General features: G+C 58.3%; 16 protein-coding genes, 2 pseudogenes and 1 riboswitch. Of the genes and pseudogenes, 4 read left to right on the top strand and 14 right to left on the bottom strand.

The features are described from left to right. Positions 1–198 precede the first annotated feature (198 nt). Positions 199–1,149 (top strand): annotated as a pseudogene (locus ACWTU9_RS31785) (IS1595 family transposase). 160 nt (positions 1,150–1,309) lie between these two features. On the opposite strand, the gene ACWTU9_RS31780 reads toward ACWTU9_RS31785, so the two are convergent. From ACWTU9_RS31780 to ACWTU9_RS31765, 4 genes are all read right to left on the bottom strand, one after another. Beyond that, positions 1,310–1,585 carry a hypothetical protein gene (locus ACWTU9_RS31780; protein ID WP_455861769.1) on the bottom strand — a complete coding sequence of 92 codons (276 nt, stop codon included), beginning with the start codon at positions 1,583–1,585 and terminating at the stop codon, positions 1,310–1,312. Further along, positions 1,585–2,487, bottom strand: coding sequence for a DNA adenine methylase (locus ACWTU9_RS31775; RefSeq protein WP_455861778.1), 903 nt, complete (start codon positions 2,485–2,487; stop codon positions 1,585–1,587). Before ACWTU9_RS31775 ends, ACWTU9_RS31780 begins: the two co-directional genes overlap by 1 nt. Positions 2,488–2,489: 2 nt before the next feature. Next, positions 2,490–3,836 carry a hypothetical protein gene (locus ACWTU9_RS31770; protein ID WP_455861768.1) on the bottom strand — a complete coding sequence of 449 codons (1,347 nt, stop codon included), beginning with the start codon at positions 3,834–3,836 and terminating at the stop codon, positions 2,490–2,492. A 321-nt stretch (positions 3,837–4,157) separates the two neighbouring features. Beyond that, the gene (locus tag ACWTU9_RS31765; protein WP_455861777.1) at positions 4,158–5,180 is read right to left on the bottom strand and encodes a dipeptidase; all 1,023 of its coding nucleotides are present in this window, start codon (positions 5,178–5,180) and stop codon (positions 4,158–4,160) included. A 344-nt stretch (positions 5,181–5,524) separates the two neighbouring features. On the opposite strand from ACWTU9_RS31765, the gene ACWTU9_RS31760 reads away from it, so the two are divergent. Continuing rightward, positions 5,525–6,871 carry an NAD(P)/FAD-dependent oxidoreductase gene (locus ACWTU9_RS31760; protein WP_455861767.1) on the top strand — a complete coding sequence of 449 codons (1,347 nt, stop codon included), beginning with the start codon at positions 5,525–5,527 and terminating at the stop codon, positions 6,869–6,871. Here ACWTU9_RS31760 and ACWTU9_RS31755 read toward each other — a convergent pair. The 3 genes from ACWTU9_RS31755 to ACWTU9_RS31745 all read right to left on the bottom strand — a co-directional run bounded on the left by ACWTU9_RS31755 (position 6,846) and on the right by ACWTU9_RS31745 (position 8,114). Further along, entirely contained in the window at positions 6,846–7,112 is a 267-nt protein-coding gene (locus ACWTU9_RS31755; RefSeq protein WP_455861766.1) for a hypothetical protein, read from the bottom strand. The two genes, ACWTU9_RS31760 and ACWTU9_RS31755, sit on opposite strands and share 26 nt — an antisense overlap. Before the next feature lie 251 nt (positions 7,113–7,363). Further along, positions 7,364–7,792, bottom strand: a complete 429-nt coding sequence (locus tag ACWTU9_RS31750) for a LuxR C-terminal-related transcriptional regulator (RefSeq protein WP_455861765.1) — start codon at positions 7,790–7,792, stop codon at positions 7,364–7,366. Continuing rightward, positions 7,743–8,114 carry an autoinducer binding domain-containing protein gene (locus ACWTU9_RS31745; RefSeq protein WP_455861764.1) on the bottom strand — a complete coding sequence of 124 codons (372 nt, stop codon included), beginning with the start codon at positions 8,112–8,114 and terminating at the stop codon, positions 7,743–7,745. The genes ACWTU9_RS31750 and ACWTU9_RS31745 overlap by 50 nt, the downstream gene beginning before the upstream one ends. Before the next feature lie 464 nt (positions 8,115–8,578). Next, positions 8,579–8,780, top strand: a riboswitch (cobalamin riboswitch). Positions 8,781–8,869: 89 nt separating this feature from the next. On the opposite strand from ACWTU9_RS31745, the gene metE reads away from it, so the two are divergent. Beyond that, positions 8,870–11,209, top strand: a complete 2,340-nt coding sequence (metE, locus tag ACWTU9_RS31740; RefSeq protein ID WP_455861763.1) for a 5-methyltetrahydropteroyltriglutamate--homocysteine S-methyltransferase — start codon at positions 8,870–8,872, stop codon at positions 11,207–11,209. 583 nt (positions 11,210–11,792) lie between these two features. Here the strand turns inward: metE and ACWTU9_RS31735 are convergent. The 7 genes and pseudogenes from ACWTU9_RS31735 to ACWTU9_RS31705 form a co-directional block, all read right to left on the bottom strand. Then, positions 11,793–12,482, bottom strand: coding sequence for a winged helix-turn-helix domain-containing protein (locus tag ACWTU9_RS31735; protein ID WP_455861762.1), 690 nt, complete (start codon positions 12,480–12,482; stop codon positions 11,793–11,795). A gap of 650 nt (positions 12,483–13,132) precedes the next feature. Continuing rightward, positions 13,133–14,125: an adenosine kinase gene (locus ACWTU9_RS31730; RefSeq protein ID WP_455861761.1), complete on the bottom strand. Its 993-nt coding sequence runs from the start codon at positions 14,123–14,125 to the stop codon at positions 13,133–13,135. A 103-nt stretch (positions 14,126–14,228) separates the two neighbouring features. Continuing rightward, positions 14,229–15,425: a methionine adenosyltransferase gene (gene metK, locus ACWTU9_RS31725; RefSeq protein WP_455861760.1), complete on the bottom strand. Its 1,197-nt coding sequence runs from the start codon at positions 15,423–15,425 to the stop codon at positions 14,229–14,231. A gap of 127 nt (positions 15,426–15,552) precedes the next feature. After that, positions 15,553–15,737: pseudogene (gene glyA, locus ACWTU9_RS31720) on the bottom strand (serine hydroxymethyltransferase); the annotation flags it as partial. A gap of 54 nt (positions 15,738–15,791) precedes the next feature. Next, the gene (locus tag ACWTU9_RS31715; RefSeq protein ID WP_455861759.1) at positions 15,792–16,805 is read right to left on the bottom strand and encodes an isopenicillin N synthase family dioxygenase; all 1,014 of its coding nucleotides are present in this window, start codon (positions 16,803–16,805) and stop codon (positions 15,792–15,794) included. Between the two features lie 144 nt (positions 16,806–16,949). Further along, complete coding sequence (gene gabT, locus ACWTU9_RS31710; RefSeq protein WP_455861758.1) at positions 16,950–18,248, bottom strand: 4-aminobutyrate--2-oxoglutarate transaminase; 1,299 nt, start codon at positions 18,246–18,248, stop codon at positions 16,950–16,952. Further along, a complete protein-coding gene (locus ACWTU9_RS31705) occupies positions 18,245–19,030 on the bottom strand; it encodes a class I SAM-dependent DNA methyltransferase (protein WP_455861757.1) in 786 nt (261 codons plus the stop codon). Before ACWTU9_RS31705 ends, gabT begins: the two co-directional genes overlap by 4 nt. Positions 19,031–19,298: 268 nt before the next feature. Between ACWTU9_RS31705 and ACWTU9_RS31700 the strand changes: the two genes are divergently transcribed. Then, positions 19,299–19,667: a transposase gene (locus ACWTU9_RS31700; RefSeq protein ID WP_455861756.1), complete on the top strand. Its 369-nt coding sequence runs from the start codon at positions 19,299–19,301 to the stop codon at positions 19,665–19,667. Positions 19,668–19,901: the final 234 nt, after the last annotated feature.

The following is a 19,901-nucleotide window of genomic DNA, read 5'->3' as shown; positions in this document are numbered from 1 at the left end:
CTTTAGAACGGGGTCCAGACGCCGGATTGGCTGGGGCGCCAAGCTCTATTCGCCGAGCGGAGGTTCCGGGCTATTGCGCCGGACTGCGCATCGGCTGTGCCGCCAAAAATCAGCCTCGACGCGGCATCGAACTGAAACGCAGTTATATACGTGACAACGGAAGCCATATCGCCTACTGCCATCCTATAGGAGAGGACTATGGCTGGTATTAAGTATCCCGCTTTCACTGATGAGACCGCAGCTCGCGAGGCATTGGAAGCAGTGCGCTGGCCTGATGGTCCCTATTGCGCTCATTGTGGCAATCTAGATCAGGAAAAGATCGCCAAGGGCGCTGGCAAGGCGCATCGCCCCGGACTGTACTACTGTGCCGCCTGCAATGGACAGTTCACCGTCACTGTCGGCACTGTAATGGAGCGTTCCAAAATTCCCCTGCCAAAATGGCTGATGGCGATGCACCTGATGGCTTCATCCAAGAAGGGTATGAGCGCGCATCAGATGCACCGCATGCTCGGCGTCACCTACAAGTCGGCGTGGTTTCTCTGCCATCGCATTCGCGAAGCGATGAAAGACGACAACGCTTCGGCCCTTGGTGGCGAAGGCAAGTCCGTTCAGGCTGACGAGACCTATATCGGCAATTCGTCCAAGCGGGCGAAACACTACAAGAAGGGCCACAGCCACAAGCAGCAGGTGGTTGCCCTTGTTGAGCCCAATGGCAAGGCGCGCGTTGTTCACGTCCAGAACGCAACGTTCGTGACGTCTTAATCGCGCGTGCAGACCGCGCGTCAATCCTGCATACGGACCAGAGCCGGCTGTACGACAGGGTTGGGCGCGAATTTGCCGGTCACAAGACGGTCGAGCATGGTCCGAACGGGCGGGGCGAGTTTGTCGGAAGTGAAGGTCAGACCACCAACGCGGCAGAGAACTCTTTGGCGTGTTCAAGCGCGGCATGGTCGGCACATATCACAACTGCGAGGCCCAGCATTTGCAGTGATACCTGACCGAATTCGAGTTTCGGCACACCACGCGGTCAGGACTTGGAGTGAACGATGGAGAACGTGACGCGCTACTAATCGCCAAGGATATCAGCGGTAAGCGCCTCACGTGTACCGTCCGACTAACGGAAATTGCGGATCGGCAGCAGTACATTAAACTTCTGACGGCTTGGAGCAAGAAGCGCGGCCTTTAGGGTCCGCCTCCTTCTTTTTACTTTGAGCGGGTCGTCCGACCGTCATCTCATCATGTGGCTTTGGCGGCGTGGCCAGCAATCGCTTCAAGACCTTGACAGTTGCCGCGTCGAGTTGAGGTTTTCTCATTCTGCCATCCGAACGTAGCCACTTAGCCGATGGATACCGCCCGGCACGTTCGTCTGCTGGGCGACATTTAGGTCCGGCGCGTTTTCATGCTCGGGCCTGCTTGAGAAAAGGACATATCCATTCGGGTCGCACAGGGCGCTGGGGAATTTTTCAAGGACATTGAACCACGTTCCGTGGCGATGATAGAGCGCGTAAGCTGCCCCAATGTGCCATTGTTCGTTCAACCTTTTTCCGGAGTTCGTGCGAACCCAGCGGGCTTTTTCGCTAGCCATTAAGCCGCCTCCTCGATCACCCCCACCTGCTGAATAGGGCCGGCCACCTCTGGGATGGTCATGCCCGGCGCAAAGAACATGACCTCTTTGCCTATGCGCACTTCGCGTGCCGAATAGCCGATATTGTAGACGATGCTGCGAAAGCCTGAGTAGAGGCTTTTGATAGGCGCTACGTTATCATAGCTCACTATCCAGGCACGATCCTTCATGTTCGCATTGATGAAGGATGCCAGCGCTGCGTGGTCATCCGGCTTGTAGTAATCGTAGTAGAGCTGGCGTCCTTGTTCGAAATAGGGAGGATCTAGGTAAACCAGCGTTTTCGCGTCCCATTTCGGCAAGCCGTGGCGCAACAGCGCCAGCGCATCGCTTTGCGTCAGTTTGATCCGCTTGCGCATTTTCGCGATGGATTCGACCCTGAAAACGAGTTCATTTGCGTTATAGCGCGCGCCTATTTTCCAAGGTCCCGTTTGGTCTCGTCCGCCGATGATTCCAGCGTTCAAAATGCCAGACCTGTTGGTCCGGTTTAGGAAGAACATTGCGAATCCAAGTTGAACGTAGCTGTGATCGTCGGGGTTTGAGAAGATGCGCTTTTGCCTGTCCCACGACGCGACCGAAACGCGAGTGTCCTTGATCAGCCGACATAATTCTTCGGTATCGTTCAGAACGCTTTTCCAGAACGAATAGACCGGACGGCTCAGGTCGTTGATATGGATGCGCGCAACGTACTCTTGAAAGAGGAGTTCAAGGGCGATGGCGGCGCCGCCGGCGTAGGGTTCGACGTACTCCCCGTCGAACAACCTATTCGATCTGATGATCTCTTTGACGTAGGCGGCAAGCTTGCCTTTGCCGCCGGGGTAGCGAAGTGGCGTGAAGTGCACAAGGCGGCGCGGATTATCCTCCATTGTCACGGCCAAATCTTCTCAAAGAGTGGCTGCGCGTTGTTCCACGCAGCAACCAGGTCGGTGGTGACGGGTGTCTGGAATCGGTCATGGACATACCTGTGAAAAAGCTCTGTGTGCATAGGACTGTTCCTGTCGCTCACACTGCGTGTTACGGGAGCAAAATGCGCTGCGGGCACGCCTAGCTTTATCAGAATGTCTACGGTCTCGGCCAGCTTTTTGTCGAGCTTCTTCCATGGCTTTTTGCCGCTCTTCGGGTCGACAGGAAGGTGTAGGTCCACGCCCTTTGTTTCAAGGAAATGATCAACAGACAGCTCCAGGAACACCCGGATAAGAACGGAGATTGCGTTGCGAGAATCCGCAAGCTTGAGGGTCCGCAATTCCTTGTAGATTTCGGCGATTCGATTGTCGGTGACGTTCACCGGGCATCCCTTCGGGACCAGTTCCTTCCGGTCGCTAGGGTCAGGTTTGCGGCGTGCCCGCTTAACCCTTGAAAACTCGGAGACCGGAATTTCGTCTAGGCTCCGAACCTTTCCAAGAGCCTTTGACATATCAGGCAGATGATCTGCGCCCAATCCGCTTACGTAGGTCAGCATATTGTCTGTCTTCATCAATTTGCCGACCTGCACCTTCTTTGTAGCTAGGTCCAGTACGATCTTCTTTAGAGGTTTAGCTATTTCGTTTGCCGGTAGCTTGGTTGTCAGTTTTCCCGCCGAGAAATCCAAACCGAGTTCCTGCCGAACTGCGCGATTTTCTAGGAGTCGTTCCAGTGTCGACGTGGGGAACCTGTCGGTTATCGAAGCCTGTTCCGAGCCCGTAAGCCCGGAGCGTTCCTCGACTAGTTCCAAGACCTGAACAGAAGGAGGTTTGCCCTCAAAACGCCTTTTCGCCAGCGTCTTCCAGTTGTCGACGCTCGCTCCATCGTGGCCGATGTTGTGGCGAAGGTTCAGCCAATATCGGCCCTCCTCGCGAGAAGAGAGTTCGAAGCAGGGTAGCGGCTCAACCTCGCTCTTTTTGAAAGTAGCCGATAAACGTTCCAAAGCACGTTTCATAGGCGCCGGAATATCGAGGCCGCTCATTACCGCCGGATTCGTTAGAAGCTTGAATACTGCCACGCGTCTATTGCCCTCTATGGCAATGAAGTGCTCTGGTGTTGAGTTTACGCGAAGGACCAATAGTCTATCCATCGGATTTAGACCATGTTCCGCAATGCTCTCAGCCAGCTTGACCAACTTTGTTTTCTGATCCTTGATGATCTTTTGAAGCGCTTCCTGCTGGCCATCAGAATGCGTAATTCGCGGGTTGTCGTTATCTAGTACTAGATCGGCGATTTTGAGTTTGATTTCTGGCATAGTCCCCTCCCTGCTGCGCCGTGACTATTAGGCTCATACATATCATACAGACGCAATTCCCCTCGGACGAAAAGCGAGCCGGGCATTCCGTTGTCACGTATATAATTGCGAAGTGAAAGCGTGCGTAAGCCCTCGTGACAGAGGCGCCAAGCTGTACCTGGGCAGCATGGGAGGAAGGCCGTTGAGTGCAGTGTTCACCGCCCAACCAAAGCTCATTGTCGGCCGCTGGCATCTCGGCCTCGCTCGCCACCGCCAAGATCATCGTGGACCGATGCCCCTGCGGACGCTGTAGGGCCTGAACGCCTTCTATGCCGCTGTGCACTACCGCCAGACGACCGAGGCGACCCTTATAAAGTTCTCGCCCATGATCAGCTTAACGTCGGCATCAGAATAACCGTGACGGAGCAGGGTCTCTGTCAACTCGGGGAGCTGTTCGGGCTGATAGCTGTGCAGGCTGGCCCAGTCCGCGGCGGTATATCCGGGCCAGAATTCTGGGAACTTCTGGAAGAAATCGGGACCTTCCTGCTGGGAAATAACAATATCGGCTCCGATGCCGACGTGGTGAATTCCCACCAGATTGACGGTGTAGTCGATGTGCCGGAAAACCGTCTGAAGGGTAGCGTCCTTGCCGTTGAGGAAGGTGCTGATGCCATTAATACCGATCACCCCACCGGTCGCTGCGCAGGCCTTAATCTGGTCGTCGCGAATGTTTCTGCCGTGATCATGCAGGGCACGGGGATTTGAATGCGAAAAGATTACCGGTTTAGCCGAAAGCCCTAGGATGTCCATCGAGGTCCGATAACCGGTATGGCTGCAGTCGACCAGCATGCCCACCCGGTTCATCTCGATGACCGCCTGCCGTCCAAGGTCGGTCAGCGGGATATCCGTGGCATCATGGCAGCCACCGCCGAAGGCATTGTTGATATTGTAGGCAAAGTTCATGTGCCGCACGCCAAGTCGATAGTACATCGAGATGAGCTCGATGTTGTTATCCAGCGCGACGGCGCCCTCGAGATCGAACGCCACCGCCAGCTTCCCTGTGGCCTTCGCTTGGAGGACATCCTGGACGGTGCCGGCCATCATGAATCGGTCGGGCCGCGTTTCGATCCAGCGCCGGAAATGAGCGGCACAGCGCACCGTATCCTGCCAGGGCATCACATCGTACCCGATGTTGATCCCCAAGTAGGATGCCCCGCCCTGCCGCCAGCGGTCCAGGAAACTCAGGTCTAAGTTCCAAAATGGAGACGGACCGGCATGTGCATCCCAGACGAGAGCATCATGGTGAAGGCGTGCAGCCCACTCCGGAAGCCTATCGTCGGACTGAAGGTCTACAGTGTTTCTCATGAGGGTCAATTTCGGTCCTGGGTTAAACAAAACGCGGGGAAGAACAGCATTCTATTTTCGATCGCTCGGCTACGGTGACTTGGGTCTGTATCGCTCGAGCGCGGGCGCAGTTGTATGCCGCCCAATGACACAACAGTGGACAATCAAGGGATCTTTCGAACTTCGACATGCCTCTTGTTCTGCACGGGCGGCGCAATAGCCTGACATGACAACATCGCGGTGAATCTTCTCAGCATCCAAAATCAGGTAGCCCCAAGTTCGCTTGGAAGCGAATTCATCTAATCACCACGAATATCAGTTTGTCAACCGATTGTAGATTGGATACAATCAAGCCGAGATGCCCGATGGCCTCGCTGGCAATCGAAGGGGAGATTCACATGGCCCACGTCATTGTCGTCGGAGCCGGCATTGTGGGATTGAGTGTCGCGTATGAGGCGCTTCACAGCGGAGCTGCGGTAACAGTGGTCGACCGCGATCCTGAGGGCGACAAAGTTTCATTCGGCAATGCCGGCGGCATTGCGGTAACAGAGGTGATTCCCGCGTCTGTCCCCGGATTGTGGAAGAAAGTACCCTTGTGGTTTCTGGATCCCCTCGGCCCGCTTGCGCTTCGAGTCGCGCACGCGCCTCACCTGTTCCCTTGGCTTTGGAGCTTTGCGAGCGCGGGCACGGCGTTCGAAGTAAGCCGGATTTCCGAGGCCTTGTTTCAAATCAACAGACGCGTCTACGACGACCTCGTCCCGCTCCTCAACGAGATCGGCATTGCAGGCGATCTGTTTCGTAAGGGTGCGCTAACTGTATATGAGAGTGAGAGCGGTCTGCTAAACGACAAATGCCAGTGGGACAGAAAGCGCTCACTCGGATTTGACGTCCAAGAGTTCTCGGCGACTCAAATCAGGGACATGGAACCGGCGCTTGGTTCCATCGTGAAAGGGGGGGTGTTCACGCCGCAATGGTCACACGTTTCGAATCCGAAGAAGGTCGTTGACGTTTTGCGCAATTGGCTTGCCGCTAACGGCGCCGACGTATTTAAAGGGCAGGTGGATGGTGTAATTCCAACTAGCGACGGTGCGGAGATCACGCTGAACGGCGGTAGAACACTGGGGGCGACAAAGGTCGTCATTGCAGCCGGCGCCTGGTCAGCAAAGCTTGCCAGGCAATTGGGGGACCGTGTGCTTCTTGAGAGCGAGCGCGGTTACAACACGACCATTACTTCGCCTGGGGTCACGCTTGAGCGCGAAGTGATATTCGCAGAGCGAAAATTTGTGGCGACACCGCTCTCTGTTGGTTTGCGGATCGGCGGGGCGGCAGAGTTCGGCGGTCTGACGGCCATGCCAAATTTCGAGCGATCCAAGGCTCTGCTAAAGCTCGCGAAGCTCTATCTTCCAGATGTCGTGGAAGAGGGGAGGACAGAATGGAGTGGTCATCGGCCAGCTACGCCGGACAGCCTGCCGGTCATTGGCCGGTCTGGTCCCAGCGAGCATATCATTTATGCGTTCGGTCACGGCCATCTCGGACTGACACAAGGTCCAACGACCGGCAGGATCGTCGGCGATCTTCTTTTTGGACGCGATCCACGCCTCGATCTGGCGCCTTTCTCTGTCGCACGTTTTTCCATTCGAAAGAGCATTCTAACACTCGCGAGCCTTTTTCGTCCCACACACCGGGTCATTCCGTGCTGCTCGCGATCTTGACCGCAATCTCTTCCTGCTGCGGAAACGCCAGCCATTCATCACTCGGCGCGTCGAACAACTGGTTGGCCTGTGCGCACCCGGACCAAGTCTTCGCGAAGGTTTCTCCGCCGCCTCCGCCGCGTTCCTCGCCTTTTCCCACACTCGCATTTGCGGGCCATACGGCAGCATGCTCAAAGCTCTCGCCAAGACCGAGCTTCGTGCTCAAGGAATGGGGAAAACCTGAAAACCCAATGACGGCCATCGACGCGATCTCCTCGAGATCGCCGAAGATCGTCCAGCATCGTCCAACGTTGTGATCAGTTTTGCCCTTGGGTCGCTAAGGTACCCAACTTCGGTCGGGCTGGATCGTCTGTCGCGCGGTAGAAGCATGGTAAGAGCGGTCAGCCAAAACACCTTGACTACCAAGTCCGACCCATTCATCGATCACCGATGATCGGTTGACGAACCGCCGGTTCATCGTGGACCGTTGCGGCATCACGCAATGGCGGGAGGCTAGCTGATCAGCCCCAGGCGGAAAGCTTTCGTGACTGCATGCACGTTGTTTGTCACACCGAGCCTCTCGCGCACCAATCGCAGATGCGTATCTGCGGTGTTGCGGCTGATGTTCAGGCGATCAGCGATCTTGTCGACGGTGCGGCCTTCGGCAACCCAGCGCAGGACGTCCTGTTGTCGAGGTGACAGACGCACCGGTTTCGAGGCTCGTTTTCCATCTGCCAGAACGGCCGCGCAACCGAAGGCGCAGGCGGCGACGAACTGAAAGGCGAGACGGTCGTGCGGATCCGGCTCGAGCTTCTCCCCGGCAACGGAAAATCCAACCGCCTGTCCGTTCAATGTCGCGAACGGAATCGTGAAGCCGTCGCGTAGATTAAACTCAGTTGCCTCCGCAATGATCCGTCGGCCGAAGGAAACAAACCGGCACAACTTGATTGATCTCGCTCCACCTGAAGGGCGTGGCCCCACGATTCACAAGCCGAATGGTGGGGTCGCGATAAAGGTAGCCGTTGGAGAAATAGCGCTCCGACCATTGCTGTGGCCAAGCGTCAAGCAGCACATGGGAAATCTGCTCGCGTCTCAAGGCACGCGGCGGCGGGATCGGTCCTGCCAACACGTTTCTGGCGCCAAACCGCTCGGCATAGGAAATCAGATGGCGACAGATTTCCTGCTGGCTCGAGCTTTTGTGTATATGATTGAGGAACTCGAACGTGTCATCGAGGTGCCGACGCCAAAGCGCAGGTGCTTCCATAACGCATTGCTTCCATAATGGTGGTCGTTTGCGGCTCGGGTGAGTGCCGGGTCAAGCATCTCGCATTGCTGGCCGACCGGGGCTGGCCGAAAACTGTCCTCGCTGTCGTTCGACCGGATGAGCGATGTTGCTCGGGCTGAGGTCGAGCATGGTCTTGATGCCAGTCGACCGGCGGGCAGATCCGTTCCGCGCGCGTCACCGAGTGCGCAATTCGAGCATGATTGCCCTCTGACTAAGCTCAGTTCGAGTATATCGGAAATGTTCCTTGCAGCATGATCGGAGTCAACCCCTGTCAGTTCGCAGTCTGGAACCTGCGACAGTTCGCTCCACACGCTTGGCAAAGAAATTGAGCAGGCTACCGGCCGAAAGGACGGTCGCGATCACCCGACTCCTGGCAACTATCGTACCAGTCGGATCACGATACAAAGATTTGTTTATGTGGTTGACAGCAATGTCCTCTCCGGGGAATGTAAGTAGTCGATGGTTCTCTGATGCGGTTCGTCCGCAACAGAGCTAAGAGGGAAGCCGGTGAAGATGCCGTCGCTGCCCCCGCAACTGTAAGCGGTGAGCCAAGCCCACTCATGTCACTGAGGTCAATAGCCTCGGGAAGACGGGCTGAGGTGTTGACCCGCGAGCCAGGAAACCTGCCTCGGCGAACAAGGTCCACGGGCGGGGTGTCTCGGTGGGCGTAGCAACCGGCTCGTCTGCTTGCCAACGTCTGCTTTGCATCCACGCCCCAATCATCGGGGTATGGTATGTCTCTCTGTCACAAAGTTCCTGTAGCCACGCTTGGCGTGCCGCGCATTGGGCGCTGTCGCGAGCTAAAGCGCGCGCTTGAAGCCTATTGGTCGCGAAAATGTTCCGCCGCCGACCTTCTCGAAACGGCGCGGGCGCTGCGTGTCGCGAACTGGATTGAACAACGCGAACGCGGCGTGACAAAGATCCCGTCCAACGACTTCTCGCTCTACGATCATGTGCTCGACACGGCAACAATGGTCGGCGCGATCCCGCCACGCTATGGCTGGAACGAGGGGGAAATCTCGCTCGACACCTATTTTGCCATGGCGCGGGGCAGCCAAGGAGAAGCTGGCGGTGGCGGGCAGACCAATCACAGTCAGGCCGTGACAGCGCTGGAAATGACAAAGTGGTTCGACACCAATTACCACTACATGGTCCCCGAGCTCGCCGATGATCAAGCCTTTGCCCTATCGTCGTCAAAGCCATTGGATCACTTCCTTGATGCCAGAGCGTTGGGCATTCACACTCGCCCGGCCATCCTTGGGCCCGTCACCTTCCTCAAGCTCGCCAAGTCGCCCACCCGGGACTTCAACCCTGTTTCGCTGCTGCCGCGGCTGCTGCCCGTTTACGAGCTGCTGCTACGTCGACTGAAACTCGCGGGCGCCGACTGGGTGCAGATCGATGAGCCGGCGCTTGTGCTCGACCTCATTCCAAACGAGCAAGACGCGTTCAACTTTGCCTATGACCGCCTTTCGAAAGCGGCGCCGGAGCTAAAGATCATGCTCGCCACCTACTTCGGCGGCCTAGATGGCAATCTCGAGACCGCAATTTCGCTTCCTGTGGCGGGCCTGCATCTCGACCTTGCACGTGCACCCGAACAATTGGAGGCAGTGGGCCGGCTTGCGCCAAAACACCTGGTGCTTTCGCTTGGCCTGATCGACGGTCGCAACGTCTGGCGCGCAAACCTGCGCCCCATGCTTGACCGGATCAAGCCGGTCGTCGCCGGCTGGCCGCTGGAGCGAGTGGAGATCGCGCCTTCGTGCTCGCTTCTGCACGTGCCGATCGACCTCGAACTGGAAACCACGATCGACCGGGACGTAAAGTCATGGCTCGCATTCGCGGCACAGAAGATGGACGAACTGACCACGATCGCCCGGGCCTTGTCCGAAGGCCGGGAGGCGGTTGCGGCAGAGCTGGAGTCTTCGACCCAAGCAGCCGCCGCGCGTTTGACGTCTCCGAAGGTCCATGATCCGCTGGTCGAAGGACGCCTCGCCTTTGTTGACGAAGGTATGACGCGGAGGAACAGCGAATTCTCTGAACGCTCCAGGCTTCAGGACGAAAGGCTCTGCTTGCCGGATTTCCCGACTACGACGATCGGCTCTTTCCCGCAAACACCCGAGATTCGTAATGCGCGTGCGGCCCATGCAAAGGGAGAACTGAGCTATGTCGACTATGAGGAATTCCTGAGGAAGGAGATCGAAGCAGCCATCCGTTGGCAGGAGGAGATCGGGCTGGACGTGCTGGTGCATGGCGAGTTTGAACGAAACGACATGGTGCAATATTTCGGCGAGCAGCTTTCCGGCTTTGCCTTCACGCAGCATGCCTGGGTACAGAGCTACGGGTCGCGCTGTGTGCGCCCCCCGATCATCTTTGGTGACGTATCGCGGCCCAATCCCATGACGGTGCGCTGGTGGCGATACGCTCAATCGCTGACAGACAAACCTGTCAAAGGCATGCTCACCGGCCCCGTGACGATTCTGAACTGGTCCTTTGTACGCGACGATCTTGCGCGCTCGGTCGTCTGTCGTCAGATCGCGCTCGCCCTTCGCGGCGAGGTAGGTGATCTCGAAAGCGCCGGCGCCAAGGTGATTCAGATCGACGAAGCTGCGCTGCGCGAGGGCTTGCCGCTGCGCAAATCCGAGTCGAAGCATTACCTCGAATGGGCTGTCGAATGCTTTCGGCTGGCTTCGACGGGCGTGTACGATGTGACCCAGATCCACACGCACATGTGCTACTCCGAATTCAATGACATCATAGACGCGATCGCGGCGATGGATGCCGATGTGATCTCCATCGAAACCTCTCGCTCGCAGATGGAATTGCTCGACGCCTTCCGACGCTTTAAATATCCGAACGAGATTGGACCGGGCATCTATGATATCCACTCACCGCGGGTGCCGGGAGTCGATGAGATGACCAGCCTGCTCTCTCAAGCGCGCCAGCGCCTTTGCGACAGTCAGATTTGGGTCAACCCCGATTGCGGTTTGAAGACACGTCGATGGGAGGAAGTCCGTCCCGCACTCGTCAACATGGTCAAAGCCGCGCGTTCTCAAAGAGACGCGCCGAAGGCGGCCTAGCAAATGTCTATGCCGCGCCCGGTGGACGGCGGCATAGAGTGCAGTGGAGTGGTTAGAACTGAGTGCCGGCGCCAGGCGCCGCGTCGAGCATGTCTCGTTTGGTCAGAACGCCGCAGAAGCGGTGCGCGCTGATGGGCACTTATTCGAGGGTCCGGTTCTTGCTCCGACCCGCGATCTGTACACCCATCGAATGACGCTGCCTTGACCCAGAGCGCATCTTCAGCAAGCCGAGCGTCGAGTCCGCTGAACCTAACCCAGAGCGTCGTCACATAATGCCGCTTTAACCCTGCGTGTGGAAGTTGTCGATGACCCGCATTCGCCAGAGCCTCTAACTGCTGGCTTGTACCAGATCCTCTCACCCAAGAGTTCGGCGTCGAGTGTATTCTCCACGAGCGTGCAGGTTCACCATGTCGTCGCTCATCGGTAGCCATTCCGGTACAGGGCGGTTGTCGCAGTCAGACCCGATCGGAAGCGCCTATGACCACCGCAAAGCCGCTCGCTCGCTACAGCGCTATCGAGGGCGCGCTCGCGAGCAGCTTTTGCTCCGCCGAGTTACACCACACACGAGGACACGATCGTCAATTCAGATTTCCTGCTCTTCGAGAGCATAACCCGCCGAGCGTATAGTTCGGATGACGTTGTGGGGGGAGAGTGCCTTTCTCAGTCGGCTGACATGGACATCCACGGTGCGCGCGCCGACATGGATGTTGGCGGGCCAGGCCGCGCTAACAAGTTCGTGGCGGCTGCAGACCTTGCCAGGATTTTCCATCAAGTGACGTAGCATGTTGTACTCGAGTGGGCCTAGATGGAGTTGCTGGCCATTGCAATGTACCCGATGGCTGCCGAACTCCATCTTAAGTTGTCCGCAGGTCAGCGACCCCGCGTTCCCTCCGTTGGAAAGCAGCGGCGTCCGCAGCTTCCCGCCTAAATACCCAAGCAATTTAGCCGGCGCGAAGGGCCGAAGGAAACTTTCGTCGATGCCAGCCTTGAGCAGATCGAGCTGTTGGTGCTCGGCGCCGGACGCGATCAGGGCGATCACGGGCAGGGCGTCCGTTTGCAGCTCGCCTTTCAGCCGGGCGCAGATCCCCGGGCCGGCAGCGTTAGCCGGTTGGCAGTCCAGGAGAACAGCCTGCGGATTGCGCTCAGTCGCCTGTCGGATCGCGTCGTCCATCCCGCCGGCCAGCTCGGTTGCGAATCCGTCCGCCTCCAGCACGTGACTGAAGAACAGGTAGAACTCGGCATCCTGCGAACAGATCAGGACTAGTGGCTTCATCTGCGGGCCCTTCAATGAATCAGCATTGGGTCGCGAGCCAGCTCGCTCTCGAGCGCCGGTTCGATGCGCCAGCTGTCGTTCTACCCCTGCCACGAGACAATTCCCTCATGGCCCGAGGCCCATTGGCAATTGGTGTTGCCCTGGAAACGAAGAGTACCCAAACACCTCATGTACGGGGTTCCTTGTCGGCCCGCGATGGAGGCCGTGGATCAGCTGTTGGATTGGGGGTATGCCAGGCAAAACCGGCCGGTAAATCCGAGCTGGTGCGATAAAGAGTCCACGCAAATCGCAGCTACAGTTCGGCGCAAGCTCCTCGCCCCTTATGCGCGCGCTATCTGATGCTAACCTGACAAGGTTGCTTGCTAGCTTCGCGCCCGTTTCGTCCCGCGCCACCAAAAGCCTCCCGGCAGTTCCTTGTCTCCAGACCAGAAAATCAAAATTCGTGCCAACGCGAAGGGAGCCGCAGAAAAGATTTTGCGACCTTTTATTTCAGCGGTTTAACGAGAATGCAGCAGAAGATGACGCTGGCCCACACAGTGTCGCGGACTCGACAAAACGCAATATTGCTCTCGCCCGCCTGGCGTGCTTTCGGTCCCGCGCGCCCCAGCGCGATGATAGAGCCGACAGGCCACCGAGTCTTCAAGATGTGTCTACGGCAATGCTGCCTGCTCGGCCTCGCGGCGCAGGTTCTGCCGTGGCCTTGGGCCGATCTGCTGGATGACCAGCCCGGCGGCCAGCGAGCCGAGATCGCCGCACTGCTTCAGGCTGCGGCCTTGCGTGTAGCCGTAGAGGAAGCCGGCGGCATAGAGGTCGCCGGCGCCGGTGGTGTCGACCAGTTCGCGGATCCTGGTCGCCTCGATGGTGACGGTCTCGTCGCCGCGGACGATGACCGAGCCCTTTTCCGAGCGGGTGACGGCCGCGATCTTGCAATCCTTGCGGATCTGCGCCAGCGCCTCGTCGAAGGACGCGGTCTGGTAGAGCGACTTGATCTCGTGACTGTTGGCGAAGACGATGTCGACGGTGCCGGAGCGCATCAGATCGAGGAACTCGTCGCGATAGCGGTCGACGCAGAACGAATCCGACAAGGTCATCGACACTTCGCGCCCGGCGGCATGGGCGAATTTCGCCGTCTGCCGGAACGCTTCCTTGGCGCGCGGCGGGTCCCACAGATAGCCCTCGAAATAGGTGACCGCGGCGCCCGACGCCTTGTCGGCCTCGACATCCTCCGGGCCGAGCTCGACGCAAGCGCCGAGATAGGTGTTCATCGAGCGCTCGCCGTCCGGCGTGACGAAGATCATCGAGCGCGCCGTCGGCGGTTCGCCATCGAGCCGTTTTGTGTCGAAGGCGACGCCCTGCGCATGCATGTCATGCGCGTAGATTTTGCCGAGCGCGTCGTTCGAGACCTTGCCGAAGAAGGCGGCGCGGCCGCCGAAGGAGGCGACGCCCGCCGCCGTGTTGCCGGCGCTGCCGCCCGAGGCTTCAATGGCCGGGCCCATGCGGCTGTAGAGCAGTTCGGCGCGCCTTGTATCGATCAGATTCATCGCGCCCTTGATGATGCCGTTGGTCTCCAGGAACGCCTCGTCGCACTGGGCGATGATGTCGACGATGGCATTGCCGATGCAAAGCACGTCATATTCCGGCATCAAAATCTCCGCCAAGGACTACCCGGCTATCTAGCGTGCCTGCCGGGCGCGCCTGTTCAGCTCTACAGTGGTCCAGCGCTTGCAGATCAATCCGGCAGTGGCCTCACGCTGCAGCCAGACCTGCCTCTCGCCTCAAGTGGTCGGCTCTGTCCGTCCTTTCCCAGGTGAACTCAGGCTCTTCGCGGCCGAAGTGCCCGTAGGTCGCAGTCTTGCGGTATATCGGGCGCAACAGATCAAGCATCTTGATAATGCCTTTGGGCCTGAGATCGAACAGCTCAAGAATGAGGCGCTCGATCCTTTCTTCCTCGATCGTCGCCGTGCCAAACGTGTTGACGAAAACCGAAACCGGATTGGCCACGCCGATTGCGTAAGCAATCTGCACCTCGCAAACTTCGGCAAGTCCGGCAGCAACGACGTTCTTGGCGACGTACCGGGAAGCATAGGCAGCAGAACGGTCAACCTTGGAGGGGTCCTTGCCGGAAAAGGCACCACCGCCGTGGCGTCCCATCCCGCCGTAGGAGTCGACGATGATCTTGCGTCCAGTGAGGCCGCAGTCGCCGCGCGGCCCGCCGACCACGAACCGTCCCGTCGGGTTGACCAGGATTCTGATCCCTGTCGTGTCCAGGTCGGTCGGCAAGACCGGCTTGATGATCTCCTCGATGACGCCTTCCCGCAGGGCTTCCTGTGAGACCTCCTCGTCATGTTGGGTCGACAGGACGATGGTATCCAGCGCAACAGGGCGCAAACCTTCATAGCGTACAGAGACTTGCGATTTTACGTCAGGGCGCAGCCAACTGAGCTGTCCTGCTTCGCGGACCTCTGCCTGCCTTTTCGTCAACTGGTGAGCGAGCTGGATTGGCAAGGGCATCAGTGTATCGGTCTCCCTGCAAGCGTACCCGAACATGAGACCCTGATCCCCCGCTCCCTGATCGAGATCAATCCCTCGTCCTCGGTTCACACCTTGGCTGATGTCAGATGACTGTTCGTTGATAGCCAGAACGACCGCGCAACGCCGACCATCAAACCCGACAGCATCGTCATCATATCCGATGTCGAGAATGGTATCGCGGGCAACTTGGCTGTAGTCGATCTGGGCATCGCTGGTGATCTCGCCGGCCAGCACGACCATCCCTGTCTTCACCAAGGCTTCACAGTTTTTCACCAGCGCTTCACAGGCGACGCGCCCCTTGGGATCCTTACGGAGGATCGCATCGAGAATGGCATCCGAGATGTTGTCGGCCATTTTATCTGGGTGTCCGGCCCCGACGGATTCGGAGGAAAAGACGAACTGTCTAGCCATGAAATAGCCTCGCTTCAGGATTGGAGTTGTCTGGGTCGTTTGGGATGGGTTGCCTTAGCGCTCGGTGAAGCTCATCAATGATCTCATTTCCTGCGTAGTAGCGCGCAGCCACGTACCCTTCGGCCTATTTGTTGGTGAAGATCGAGCCAGTCGCTTCCAGGACAGCCGCGGAGGCGAAGTTCTCGGATGCGATGAGTTTGAGCGTCGTCCGCTCCTATGGCCCCTGTCTCAAAAGCAGTAATCTAACCTCGCCAGGGTAGACGGTCGCTGGGCTTTGGGCTGTCGGAGGGCGCCAGCAGCGAAGTTGTTCATGGTGATCCGCTCCACTTGGGTTGAGCTATTCAGATCATTTGTGGCCCTCAGGGTTCACGACGGGCTGAGTGCGTTTTGCCGCTCCAAATGCGGGAAAGTCTTGACGAAGCGTTCAAACTTATACATGCCGCAGGTGATCGGTGGGTAACGCGCCGGCCTCGCCTCAGAGACACAGCTCTCCAGGGGCGCGAAAACAGCGTCGTAGTCGGCATCAACGAAGAATGGAATCGAATAGCGTTCCCGTCCGGAGGTGTTCACCACCCGATGCAGGTTGGCTAGGTAGAGGTCGTTGGTCAGCTTCTGCACCAGATCGCCGATGTTGATGACAAAGGTCCCAGGAATGGGAGTGCCCTCGACCCAAGCGCCATCTCGGTTCATAACCTGTAGCCCGCCGACACTGTCCTGCGCGAGAATGGTGAGGGTGCCGTAGTCGGTGTGCGCGCCAATACCGATGATCCTCTCGTCCACGACTCCGGTTTGCGGCGGGTAATGTAGCAACCGCTGGATCGTGATTGGGTTCTTCATTCGAGGTTCGAAGAAATCTGTAGGGAGATCAAGGCTGAGCGCGATCCCGCTCAGAATCTTGATCGAAAGCTCCTTCATCGCCTCGTGATAGGCGACCACGCTCTGTCGGAAACCGGGCAGGGCGGCCGGCCACTGGTTGGGCCCGAAGAAGGGGCCCTCGATGATCGACCGCTCAGGACCGACGTCGAAGCACTCTTTGAGATCCTGGGTCTTTGAAGGATCAGTATTTTCGCCGAACACTTCGATATAGCCGTGTAGCGCCACGCCGGAATTGCTGATGTGCATTTGCATCTTTTCGTCGAGCGGTAGATCGAAGAACGCCCGAGCGTGGGCAAAGATCTCTCCGACTAGCTCCTCAGATACGCCATGATTTTTGACGTACATAAAGCCGACATTGGTAAGGGCCCAGCGGATTTCTTTCGCAACGCTTAGCGCGTCTCTTCCGTCGACCAGCGGAGCCACGTCAATGACTGGGAGTTTGTCAAAGGATTCCCGCTGCGCGCGAAGCCTGTCGTCAAGTTGGGCGAGGTTTGATTTCGTCATACTACTTCATCCATGATAAGTTGGGTCAGCGTGGCTGAATTCTATGCTCGACCACGAGTGCCCCGCGGGGGCGCAGTTCAAGATATCGCCGGCCACTCCAGCGGTAGCGCGTCGAGGAACAACCGCTTGTCGGGACCGTGGTCATCAACCGCGCGCAAAGGAGGCCACCCGCGCCAGCGAGTCGGCAAAAATGGCCAACGCCTCATCGATGATCTCTTTCGACGCCGTAAGCGGCGCAAGGACGCGAATGACGTTTTGCGCGCGCCCCGCAGAAGCGAGCAGAAGTCCATGCGTCGCGGCGTCTTCTACGAGCTTCGCCGTCAGCGCTGTCGCAGGGCGCAGCGACGCTGCATCATCAACAAGTTCAACGGCAATCATCGCGCCCACACCGCGTACATCGCCAATAATCGGGCAATTTGTGCTGAGAGAGTGTAACCCGGCGGTGAGTTGCTTCCCGATTTCCGTACTGCGGGCAGTTAGGTTCTCCTCCTCAAGCACATCCAAAGCCGCAATTGCGGCCGCGCATGCAAGGGGATTCCCAGCATAGGTGCCTCCTAGTCCGCCGGGGGGCACGGCATCCATGATCTCGGCCTTTCCGATGACAGCGGCGATAGGCAGCCCGCCGCCAAAACTCTTTCCCAACGCCACAAGATCCGGTTCCACCCCGGAATGCTCAATCGCGAAAATGCGGCCAGAGCGGCCAAAGCCAGACTGGACCTCATCCGCGATTAGGGCGACGCCGTGCGCATCGCACAAACACCTTATATCGCGTAGGAACTTCGACGGGGCCGGCAGAAAACCAGCTTCACCCTGAATTGGCTCGATCACCATAGCGGCAACCTGATCCGGTTCGATCTGGGTCTCGAAAATATTTCGAAGCGCTTGAAGAGCCTCCTCTGTGCTGGGGCCCCGATAGGCGGCCGGAAAAGGAGCGTGGTAAACATCGGTAGGGTAGGGGCCGAACCCACGTTTGTAAGGATCGAGCTGCGAGGTCATCGCAAGGGTTAGTAACGTGCGTCCGTGAAAGCCTCCTGTGAAAACTATGACGCCCCGTCGGCCGGATTGAAAACGAGCTATCTTTACGGCGTTCTCCACCGCTTCGGCGCCAGTCGTGATGAGCAGAGTTTTCGCCGGCGCATGGAACGGCGCTATCGCGTTGAGGCGTTCCGCCAGCCGAATGTAGATCTCGTAAGGAATGCTGCCGAAGAAGGTGTGCGTGAAGTGCTTGAGTTGCATTGTGACTGCATCAACCACCTTCGGATGCGAGTGACCGATCGCAAGTGCACCCATGCCGCCGATGAAATCGATATACCGGCGGCCCTCCATGTCCCAGATCTCCGCGCCCTGGGCGCGTTCCGCGAATCGAGGAAATGCACATGCAACACCGCGAGGTAACGCACTCTCACGTCTCGCCTGGAGTTCTGCGTTCGATTGTGCGGTCATGTGGCGATACACTCTCTTGGGCGAACAGGCGGCTTATCGGCTGCAATTCTCGGCAGTGCCACTTGCGCTAGCGTACTCGTAGCGCTGTTTGCTTTTGCGCTGGCGTTCTCCAAAACCCGGAAAACCCAGTAATCTGCGCCCTCTTCGGCGATGTATCTGCCGTCCTTTAGACAATGCGCCGGCACAAGAACGCGCTCGTCCTGCAGACGCCGCACTTCGTCTCCAAAGCGCGAAGTTTCGGCATAACTCTTGCGGGTGCTTGCGATGACAAATCCGTTCGGCCGGGTGACGCGCGTCAGCTCGCGCAGCGCATTCGGCCGGACATGCCCGAGCGTGAAGACGCCGCAGCAGACTGTAATGTTATAGCCGGCGCTGGCGTAGCTAGAGAGCGGCCCATTGAGATCGACACCGGCTCGGACATGGCGGTAGACTCGGGTTTGCCTGGCCTTTTCGGCCATCTCGTCGGAGAGATCGAGCCCGTCGATCGTCCGGAAGCCAAGGCGGTCCAGTTGCACTCCCACGAGGCCTGTTCCGCTGCCGGCGTCCAGGATTGTGACGGCTGCTCGTTCTCCGGCCAAATAGGCCGTCTGCAGGGCACCTGCCAATTCCGCCACGATCGCCGGTCCGCAGTATTGGTCGCGCCCAACCTCCAGTTCATAGGCACTGGCCCATTCGCGGTAGAACTCTGTCAAGCGCTCGACGTCTCCGTTGAGGGTATGTGAATCCTTGATGCGCTGTCGTGCGGCTTTCTCCAGGGCGGAGCTTTGATCCGGGAGCTTCATAATATTTCCTCCGTCTAGGGCCATGTCGCGTTGGTAGTTACCATTGCGCCTCACCATGAGAGCTTCAAAGCTCGTGCCAATTGCCCGAAGGAGCCGAAGAAGTGTTTTTTTGAAGTTTTTTCAGTCATTTGTCTGAGGCACACAAGAATTCTGATGAGTGTGTGTGTGTCGCGGGTCTGACAAACGACAGAGTATTGGACAACACACTTTCAAACATGGCATGCGTTGACGTCGCCGGAGATCCATAACCCGCTGCCGCGTCCAATTCATGAGGGACGTGCTGGCGCAGGCCGGCAAGAGCGGCCGCCGCGTCGTCTCGGCCTTCCGCCACCGCCTTCGCGCTGGAGACGCCCGAAGCCGCCAGTGCCCAGTGGCGCGTAGGCCGAAGGTGCCGAAGCTGGCGGCCATCCCCGACGACGCCGAGCCAGACGTGCTCGCCTACATTACCCTTCCCGAAGGAGCACCGGGCCAAGCTTCACAGCACGACCCGATCGAGTGTCTCAACGGCGAAATCAAGCGCCGAACCGACGTGGTCGGCATCTTCCCGAATGACAACGCCATCCTCCGTCTCGTCGGCGCACTGCTGCTCGAATCGAGCAGGCCGATGAGTGGGCCGCATAGCGGGCCCGCTACATAACAGTGGAATCATCAGTCAGATAGGCGACGACCTGTTCATCAGCCTGCCAGCCGTGGCGCGCTGATGAATCCGGCTGTCTGCTCGAGAGCGCGCGGCCAACGCCGTCAGCTATACCACTTCCCGAGACGCCATCATTCCACGTTGTTCCGGTCTCTCAAGAGTTTCCAGCGGCCGCCTGAGTTGCGTCGTTGGGAATGGATCTGGAGACGTGCATACAATCCGGTCCGACATTGC

Source organism: Mesorhizobium sp. 128a (assembly GCF_053848025.1).
This window is presented reverse-complemented; position numbering and strand designations above follow the sequence as displayed.